We start from the raw sequence: 8,946 nt of genomic DNA, 5'->3' as shown, positions 1-8,946 counted from the left end.
GGATTTTCCGCCCGTTTTGTCGTGCCATTATTCAGCTGCTGTTATGAGTTTTCCACTGGAGACAAACGTTCCGGCCCCAAGGTGATGCAGGGTATTGAGCTTGCCATCATCAAACTGCCAGCGTCCTTCCACGAAGGCTCGCTCATCAGCGGCAGCCGAGACCACTTCACCAAACAGCGTGTCATATTTTTCCTGTGCCGCAGTGGCAGGCAACAGGCGACACTCCATCCAGGCCAGACATTTTGCTTCAATCAGCGGTAAACCCAGTACCGGTCCCTGCACCACGGGAATGCCGTAGCAGTTGAATTTATCTTCCACACGACCGGAAACGCTGCCTACGGCCCAGGTCCAGTTGGCGGCGGCAACGCCCGGAATAACGATGCCGAATTTGCCGCTACGTTCAATGAGCTCACGTGACCAGGCGGTCTTGTCGACAACAATCGCGATCCGCGGTGGTTCAAACTCCACGGGCATTGACCACGCGGCAGCCATCACATTTCGCCGCTCGGTATGCTCATCCCGGCTGGTGATTAATATCGTTGGGCCGTGATTTAGCAACCGACTGGCATGTTTTAATTCGATCGGACGAAAATGGCTCATGGATGCTCCTTGGCTGAGAGATAACACACCACAATAAACATAGATATTAACGGTATTAGAGATTTTGTCGCCTCGTCTGGAGGAACAACGCACAAAATCGACGGCGCAAAATTAAAAATGCGCTATAAGTACTGCATTAATCGAACAGGAACTCCGTATGACGCCTTTTTTAACCGCTTATTTTGCCCGTATTGGCTGGTCAGATTTGGCCAGGGTCAACATTGAAACCTTACGGGCGCTGCATTTACTGCACAACGCCGCCATACCTTTTGAAAACCTGGATGTATTGCTTCCAAGAGAGATGCAGCTTGACGATTTGTCTTTGGAGGAGAAGCTGGTGACGGCGCGTCGCGGCGGCTATTGTTTTGAACAGAACGGAGTATTTGAGCGAGCGCTACGCGAAATCGGTTTTACCGTACGCAGTCTGCTCGGACGTGTGGTACTGGCGAACCCGTCAAGCCTGCCACCACGCACGCATCGTCTGTTGCTGGTTGAGTTGCAGGGAGAGCAGTGGATCGCCGACGTTGGTTTCGGCGGGCAGACGCTGACGGCGCCGATTCGTCTGCAGGCGAACATTGAGCAGAAGACACCACACGGCGAATATCGGCTGATTCAGGAAGGTGAAGACTGGATCCTACAGTTCTGTCATCACGAACACTGGCAATCAATGTACCGTTTCGACCTGGTCGTACAGCATCAGAGCGATTATCTGATAGGCAACTTCTGGTCCGCTCACTGGCCGCAATCACATTTTCGCCATCATTTGCTGATGTGTCGTCATCTGCCCGACGGCGGGAAATTAACGTTAACCAATTTTCATTTCACCCATTATCAGGATGGACACGCGGTAGAACAGATTAATCTGCCTGACGTCCCCAGCCTGTATGCCTTGTTGCAGGAGCGGTTTGGCCTGGGCGTGGATGACGTGAAGCATGGCTTTACCCAGGATGAGCTGACCACGGTAATGGCGGCGTTTGATACGCATCCGGAGGCGGGGAAATAGGGGCATCGGGATTAGTGCCGGATTGGCGTAATCGCCTTATCCGGCCTACGGGAACAATTAAAAATCTATCGCCCATTCTGCGTGAAACAGGATCACCGCCGAACCGGTAATGGTGACTTTTTCTGGCTGGTTATCACGGATAGTCACCGTCACATCAACAATACCGTCGCGCCCGAGCGCACGGCCCTGATGTCCCTGAACACGTAACGTTTTCCCATCATGCGCCATCAGCCCATGGTGAACCAACCACGCGCCCATTGGACCGTTGGCATTGCCGGTAACCGGGTCTTCCACAATCCCAATTGCAGGCGAAAACATGCGGCCATCGGTGGCGTTTTCGCCCGGGCGGATTTGAAAAGGAAAGAAGCCGTTACAGCCAATTTGTTGGCTGATGGCTGTCAAAGCCTGCAAATCAGGGGAAAGGGCGTCGAGGTCCACCTCGGGCTTGAGCGGAATCATCACTTTCGAATGCCCGGTGGTAGCAACCTGAATCGGCAAGCCTGCCAGCATATCGTCTTCGCTCAGGTGTAGGGCCTCGATAATCGCACTACGAATAACCCCTTCCAGCGGAGGTTCAAATCCGGGTACGCCTTGTTCAAGGCTAATACGATAGTCATTCCCGGTAGCTTCGATATCCACCCGATGACGACCAGCCAGCGAGGTTTGCCAGACTGTACTGTTGCCCAAACCAAGCACGTTTGCCCGCACATAATGTGCAGCGACGGTAGCATGCCCACAGATAGGAACTTCGACCGTCGGCGTGAAATAGCGGATGCGAACATCGCTGTCGTCGCTGGTCAGCAGGAAAGCGGTTTCCGAATGACGCAGCTCGCGAGCAATGAGTTGCATCTGCGCTTCGCTCAGTCCGTCAGCATGCAAAACCACGCCTGCTGAATTGCCGCGAAAGGGTACCGAGGTAAAGGCATCGACGTGGTAAACCTGTGGTTTCATTAACGTTCTCCCTGGAATGGAGAAGCATCATAACGTGCAAAATACCGGATGGCGATGATCGCTATCTTATCCGGCCCACGGTACCTGGTTGTAGGCCGGATAAGGCGTGTCGTCACCCGACATTTCAATGCGAATTTATCGGCGTGAACGCACTATTTGATAGCGGCGGGTAAAGTACTCAAACGGCGCGCTCCACACGTGAACCAGGCGTGTGAACGGGAACAGCAGGAAGATAGTCATCCCCAAAACCAGGTGCACACGGAAAATCAACGCCACGCCATCCAGATGCGCAGACGCGCCGCCCTGGAAGGTCACCACCGACTGCGCCCAACCTACCAGTTTCAGCATTTCACTGCCGTCGGGATGCTGCGCAGAGAATGGGATGGTGGTTAAGCCGAGGATACACTGAATCAGCAGAACGCAGAGGATCAGGATATCGGCAGTGGAGGAGGTTGCACGAATGCGCGGATTGGTCAAACGACGTACCAGCAAGCCAGCTCCACCGACCAGCGTCAGCACGCCACAGAGCCCACCGGCGATCATCGCCATCTGCTGCTTCACCGCAATCGGCAGGAACCAGGCATACATCCAGTGCGGGGTTAACATGCCAAACAGGTGCCCGAAAAAGATCCCCAGAATGCCGATGTGGAACAGGTTTGACCATAACACCATGCCGCGTTTGTCCAGCATCTGGCTGGAAGAGGCCCGCCAGGTGTATTGCCCGTAGTCATAGCGTAGCCAACTGCCGAGGATAAACACCGTGCCACAGAGGTACGGGTAGATATCGTAAAAAAAGACGTTCAGGTACTGTATCATTTCGGGCCTCCCGCGCTGACGTCGACATACTGAGGTGCCACGTCCTGGCTAAAGCGTCGTTGATAGTTTTGTAACGGTGAACTGTCACAGGCGGTGGCGTTATCCTCGATAAACTTCACCTGTTCCTCTTCCCAGACGGCATCCAGCGCTTGTCGGGTATCGTCGCGGGTTTCCGTGCCAACCTGTTTAGTGACACTGTCACTTGAAAGAGGGCTTCCGGCAAGCAGTAGCAGGGCGTCAAACAGTTGATACCACGGCGTATCACGCTGTTTCAAACGCCCACCCAGCAGCGCCAGAATCGGTGCCACGTTCTGCAATCCTTCTTTGGCCTCCGCTTCCGACAACACGCTTAAGTACTCAAGATACAGCGGCAGATGATCCGGCAGTTCGCGGCAGTCGAGCTGCAGTCCGACCTTTTCGTACTGCGCCAACAGATCAACCATCGCCTGACCCCGATCGCGAGACTCGGCGTGCACGTGCTCAAACAGCAGCAGAGAGGTGGCCCGGCCCCGGTCAAATATCTCACACCATTCGGCTTGTTTATCCAGTAATGGCGCATTGAGCAGCCCCTGGCTAAATTCGGTTAGCATTGGGGCATCGCTGGCCACAAGCGCCAGCGCCTCGTCTTTACACTCCCACAGCAACTCGTCGGGATATTCCATCAACAGGCCGATAACCTTCAGGATTTGCATTATTCACCCTCCGCTTTATCGCGCACTTCGGTGATGTCGATGGCGTCAATACGACTGCTGTTAAACAGGTTGAATTTGGTATCTGAACCATGGCAGCCGTCGCCAAAGGTAAATCCGCAACCGTTTTTCTCCGGGAACGCATCACGCGCCATTTCACGGTGGCTGGTCGGGATCACGAAGCGGTCTTCATAGTTGGCGATGGCCAGATAGCGATACATCTCCTCAACCTGCTCAACGGTCAGACCCACTTCCTCAATCGCGCGGGTGTCCGTAACGCCTTCTACGGTTTGCGAACGCATATAATGGCGCATGGCCATCATTCGTTTTAGCGCGCGCAGTACCGGACCGGTATCGCCCGCGCTAAGCATGTTGGCAAGGTACTGAACCGGAATTCGCAGTGATTCAACCGCTGGCAGAATGTTGCCATTGTGCGGCAGTCCCCCCGCGTCAGCGACCGACTGAATCGGCGACAACGGCGGTACATACCAGACCATCGGCAGGGTGCGGTATTCCGGGTGCAGCGGCAGCGCCAGCTTCCAGTCCATCGCCATCTTGTAAACGGGCGAACGTTGGGCCGCTTCGATGACGTTGTGCGGAATACCTTGTTTTAACGCCTCTTCAATGACCGCCGGGTCGTGTGGATTGAGGAACACATCGCACTGACGCTCGTAGAGATCGGTCTCATGCTCGGTGCTGGCTGCTTCTTCGATGCGGTCGGCGTCATACAGCAATACGCCAAGATAGCGGATGCGTCCCACGCAGGTTTCCGAACATACCGTCGGCTGGCCGGACTCAATACGCGGGTAGCAGAAAATGCACTTCTCTGATTTACCGCTCTTCCAGTTAAAGTAGATTTTTTTGTACGGACAACCGCTGATGCACAAGCGCCAGCCGCGACATTTATCCTGGTCGATCAACACGATGCCGTCTTCTTCACGCTTATAGATGGCACCGCTCGGGCAGGTGGCGACACAGCTTGGGTTCAGGCAGTGTTCGCACAAGCGCGGTAAATACATCATGAAGGTGTTTTCGAATTGCCCGTACATCTCCTTTTGCATTTTCTCAAAGTTACGGTCGCGGGCACGTTTTGAGAACTCACCGCCGAGCAACTCTTCCCAGTTAGGCCCCCAGATAATCTTGTCCATCCGTTTGCCATCTATCAGCGAACGCGGACGTGCGGTGGGCTGATTCTTGCTTTCCGGCGCGCTATGCAGATGCTGATAATCGTAGGTAAAGGGTTCGTAATAATCATCGATTTGCGGGATCACCGGGTTAGCAAAAATTTTGGTGATAACGCCCATCTTGCCGCCCAGGCGCGGCCTTATCTTCCCGTTAACATCGCGAACCCAGCCGCCTTGCCACTCTTCCTGATCTTCCCAGTTTTTCGGATAGCCAATGCCTGGCTTGGTCTCAACGTTGTTAAACCACGCATATTCCATCCCTTCACGTCCGGTCCAGACGTTTTTACAGGTGACGGAGCAGGTGTGGCAGCCGATGCACTTATCCAGATTAAGAACCATGCCTACCTGTGAGCGTATTTTCATTTTTTCGCCTCCTGTACCTGATCGCGACCTTCATCATCCAGCCAGTTAATATTTTTCATTTTTCTAATCATGATGAACTCATCGCGGTTAGAGCCGACTGTGCCGTAATAGTTGAAGCTGTATGCCAGTTGCGCATAGCCGCCGATCATGTGCGTGGGTTTCGGGCAGACGCGGGTGACTGAGTTGTGGATCCCGCCGCGCATACCGGTGACTTCCGAGCCAGGGATATTCATGATTCGCTCCTGAGCGTGATACATCATGGTCATTCCCGGCGGCACGCGCTGACTTACCACAGCCCGCGCGGTGAGCGCGCCGTTGGCGTTAAAGGCTTCAATCCAGTCGTTATCCTCAATGCCCAGCTCTTTAGCATCGGTCTCACTGATCCAGACAATGGGGCCGCCGCGCGACAGCGTCAGCATCAGCAGGTTTTCGCTGTAGGTAGAGTGGATCCCCCATTTCTGATGCGGAGTCAGGAAGTTGAGCGCTTTTTCCGGGAAGCCGTTAGGCGGAACTTCGCGCATATTGCTGACGCTTCGGGTATCGATAGGCGGACGATATGCCACCAGACTTTCACCAAAGGCTCGCATCCACGCGTGATCCTGGTACAACTGTTGGCGACCGGACAGGGTGCGCCACGGGATCAGCTCGTGGACGTTGGTATAGCCTGCGTTATAGGAGACATGTTCACTTTCTAGCCCGGACCAGGTGGGGCTGGAGATGATTTTGCGCGGCTGCGCCTGAATATCGCGAAAACGGATTTTCTCGTCTTCTTTGTTCAACGCCAGATGCGTATGGTCGCGTCCGGTCATCGCTCCCAGCGCTTCCCAGGCTTTCACCGCCACCTGACCGTTCGTTTCCGGTGCGAGGGCGAGGATCACCTCAGACGCGTCCAGCGCGGTGTCTATCAGTGGTCGGCCTTTCGCCGGACCTTCGCGTTTGGTGTAGTTCAGCTTGCCGAGGAAATCGACCTCCGCTTGGGTATTCCACGTAATACCTTTCCCGCCGTTACCGAGCTTGTCCATTAGCGGACCGAGCGAAGTGAAGCGTTCGTAGGTGGCGGGATAGTCACGTTCCACGACGGCAATATTGGGCGCCGTTTTCCCCGGGAGGAGATCGCATTCGCCTTTACGCCAGTCCTGAATGTCAAACGGCTGCGCCAGTTCTGCCGGGGAGTCGTGTTGCAGCGGCTGCAATACCACATCCGTTTCTTGCCCAAGGTGCCCGACGCAAACCTCAGAGAAGACTTTGGCGATGCCTTTATAAATTTCCCAGTCGCTCTTCGATTCCCACGCAGGATCGACCGCCGCCGACAGCGGGTGAATAAACGGATGCATATCCGAGGTGTTCATATCGTCTTTTTCATACCAGGTGGCGGTCGGCAAAACGACATCGGAGAACAGGCAGGTACTCGACATACGGAAATCGAGCGTTACCAGCAGATCAAGCTTGCCCTCTATCGCCGCGGACTGCCATTCCACCTCTTCAGGTTTAATACCTTCGCTTGAACCGAGCGCTTCCCCCTGGATCCCGCTTTCGGTACCCAGTAGATACTTGAGCATGTATTCATGCCCTTTACCGGAGGAGCCGAGCAGGTTAGAGCGCCAGACGAAGAGATTACGCGGATGGTTGTTACCACTATCCGGCTGCTCGCAGGCAAAACGAATTTCACCCGATTTCAGCGCCTGTGCAGTGTATTGCGCAGGCGACACTCCCGCTTGTTCTGCCTTTGCTTTGACGGTCAGAGGGTTGAGGTTGAGCTGCGGCGCGGACGGCAGCCAGCCCATTCTTTCTGCCCGCACGTTAAAGTCGATCAAATGTCCGCTAAACTTCGACGCGTCAGCCAGCGGAGAGAGGAGTTCCTGAGCGGTGAGTTTTTCATAACGCCACTGGCTGGAGTGATTGTAGAAAAACGAGGTGCTGTTCATCTGACGCGGCGGGCGGTTCCAGTCCAGCGCAAAGGCCAGCGGCAACCAACCGGTTTGCGGACGCAGTTTCTCCTGACCCACATAGTGCGCCCAGCCGCCGCCGCTTTGTCCCACACAACCGCAGAACACGAGGATGTTAATCATTCCACGGTAGTTCATATCCATGTGATACCAGTGGTTGACGCCAGCCCCGAGGATAATCATCGAACGGCCATGGGTTTTGTGCGCCGTATCGGCAAACTCACGGGCGATTTGTTCGATATGACGACGAGGGACACCGGTAATTTGCTCTCCCCAGGCCGGGGTGTAGGCTTTCACTTCGCTGTAATCTTGCGCGCTATGAGCGTCATCCAGACCGCGGTCGAGGCCGTAATTCGCCAGCACCAGATCATAGACGCTTACCACCGGGCAACGGCTGCCGTCGGCGAGGGTAAGATGTTTTACCGGCAGTTGACGAATCAGCACGGGTTCCTGTTTCACGCTGCGAAAATGCGGGTTTTCGTTGCCGCCGAAGTAGGGGAATGCCACGCCGGTCACTTCATCATGCTGACCAAGCAACGAGAGGGAAAGTTCTGTTTCAGCGCCAGCCGCCAGTGGCTCCAGGTTCCATTTACCTTTCTCGCCCCAGCGAAAACCGATAGACCCGTTCGGGACCACCAGTTCGCCAGCAGTGTTAATGGCCACGGTTTTCCACTCCGGATTGTTACTTTCGCCCAGACCATCGACAAGGTCTGAGGCGCGCATCATGCGCCCTGGCACGTAGCTGCCATCTTCCCGGACATCCAGCAAAACCAGCATCGGCATATCGGTATAGCGACGACAGTAATTGATGAAGTAATCGCTGGGATTGTCGAGGTGGAATTCTTTCAGGATGACGTGGCCCATCGCCATCGCCAACGCGCTGTCTGTTCCTTGTTTGGGGGCCAGCCACTGGTCGCACAGTTTAGCGACTTCCGAGTAATCCGGCGTAATGGCAATCGTCTTGGTGCCTTTGTAGCGTACTTCAGTAAAAAAGTGCGCATCCGGGGTACGGGTCTGCGGCACGTTTGACCCCCAGGCGATGATGTAGCTGGAGTTATACCAGTCGGCGGATTCTGGAACATCGGTCTGTTCGCCCCAGGTCATCGGTGATGCAGGCGGTAAGTCGCAGTACCAGTCATAGAAGCTCAGGCAGGTTCCGCCCAGTAGCGAAAGATAACGTGTGCCTGCGGCATAGGAGACCATCGACATAGCAGGGATCGGGGAGAACCCGGCCACGCGATCCGGGCCATAGGTTTTCACCGTCCAGACGTTGGCGGCAGCAATGAGCTGATTAAGCTCTTTCCAGTTGGAACGGATAAAACCACCGCGCCCGCGTACCTGTTTGTAGCTCTGGCATTTTTGCGGGTCGTTCATAATGGATTCCCAGGCCAGCA

Annotated in this window: 7 protein-coding genes; 1 reads left to right on the top strand and 6 read right to left on the bottom strand. The window is 55.0% G+C overall.

Annotated elements, in window-relative coordinates; genetic code table 11:
• Positions 1-27: 27 nt before the first annotated feature.
• Positions 28-600 (bottom strand): flavin reductase family protein, encoded by a 573-nt coding sequence (locus FDW87_RS11400; protein WP_016156553.1) that lies wholly within the window; start codon positions 598-600, stop codon positions 28-30.
• Between the two features lie 157 nt (positions 601-757).
• Here FDW87_RS11400 and nhoA point away from each other — a divergent pair, with 157 nt between their 5' ends.
• On the top strand, positions 758-1,603 hold the full coding sequence (gene nhoA / locus FDW87_RS11395; RefSeq protein ID WP_137379756.1) for an N-hydroxyarylamine O-acetyltransferase: 846 nt from the start codon (positions 758-760) through the stop codon (positions 1,601-1,603).
• Between the two features lie 57 nt (positions 1,604-1,660).
• Here the strand turns inward: nhoA and FDW87_RS11390 are convergent, their stop codons facing one another.
• The 5 genes from FDW87_RS11390 to FDW87_RS11370 form a co-directional block, all read right to left on the bottom strand.
• Positions 1,661-2,554, bottom strand: coding sequence for a PhzF family isomerase (locus FDW87_RS11390; protein WP_016153118.1), 894 nt, complete (start codon positions 2,552-2,554; stop codon positions 1,661-1,663).
• A gap of 135 nt (positions 2,555-2,689) precedes the next feature.
• The gene (gene narI / locus FDW87_RS11385; RefSeq protein WP_003833047.1) at positions 2,690-3,370 is read right to left on the bottom strand and encodes a respiratory nitrate reductase subunit gamma; all 681 of its coding nucleotides are present in this window, start codon (positions 3,368-3,370) and stop codon (positions 2,690-2,692) included.
• On the bottom strand, positions 3,367-4,062 hold the full coding sequence (narW, locus tag FDW87_RS11380; protein WP_095715980.1) for a nitrate reductase molybdenum cofactor assembly chaperone: 696 nt from the start codon (positions 4,060-4,062) through the stop codon (positions 3,367-3,369). Before narW ends, narI begins: the two co-directional genes overlap by 4 nt.
• Entirely contained in the window at positions 4,062-5,606 is a 1,545-nt protein-coding gene (narH, locus tag FDW87_RS11375) for a nitrate reductase subunit beta (RefSeq protein ID WP_016156550.1), read from the bottom strand. Before narH ends, narW begins: the two co-directional genes overlap by 1 nt.
• Positions 5,603-8,946: nitrate reductase subunit alpha (locus tag FDW87_RS11370; protein WP_252363123.1), on the bottom strand; the 3,344-nt coding region annotated here is incomplete at its 5' end. The genes FDW87_RS11370 and narH, both read right to left, overlap by 4 nt.

It is taken from the genome of Citrobacter sp. wls826 (genome assembly GCF_005281245.1).
GTDB classification, from domain to species: domain Bacteria; phylum Pseudomonadota; class Gammaproteobacteria; order Enterobacterales; family Enterobacteriaceae; genus Citrobacter; species Citrobacter braakii.
This window is presented reverse-complemented; position numbering and strand designations above follow the sequence as displayed.

Bases quoted from the DNA above. Each gene is read 5' to 3' on its own strand.
- FDW87_RS11400 (WP_016156553.1), bottom strand. From the start codon at position 600: ATGAGCCATTTTCGTCCGATCGAATTAAAACATGCCAGTCGGTTGCTA.
- nhoA (WP_137379756.1), top strand. From the start codon at position 758: ATGACGCCTTTTTTAACCGCTTATTTTGCCCGTATTGGCTGGTCAGAT.
- FDW87_RS11390 (WP_016153118.1), bottom strand. From the start codon at position 2,554: ATGAAACCACAGGTTTACCACGTCGATGCCTTTACCTCGGTACCCTTT.
- narI (WP_003833047.1), bottom strand. From the start codon at position 3,370: ATGATACAGTACCTGAACGTCTTTTTTTACGATATCTACCCGTACCTC.
- narW (WP_095715980.1), bottom strand. From the start codon at position 4,062: ATGCAAATCCTGAAGGTTATCGGCCTGTTGATGGAATATCCCGACGAG.
- narH (WP_016156550.1), bottom strand. From the start codon at position 5,606: ATGAAAATACGCTCACAGGTAGGCATGGTTCTTAATCTGGATAAGTGC.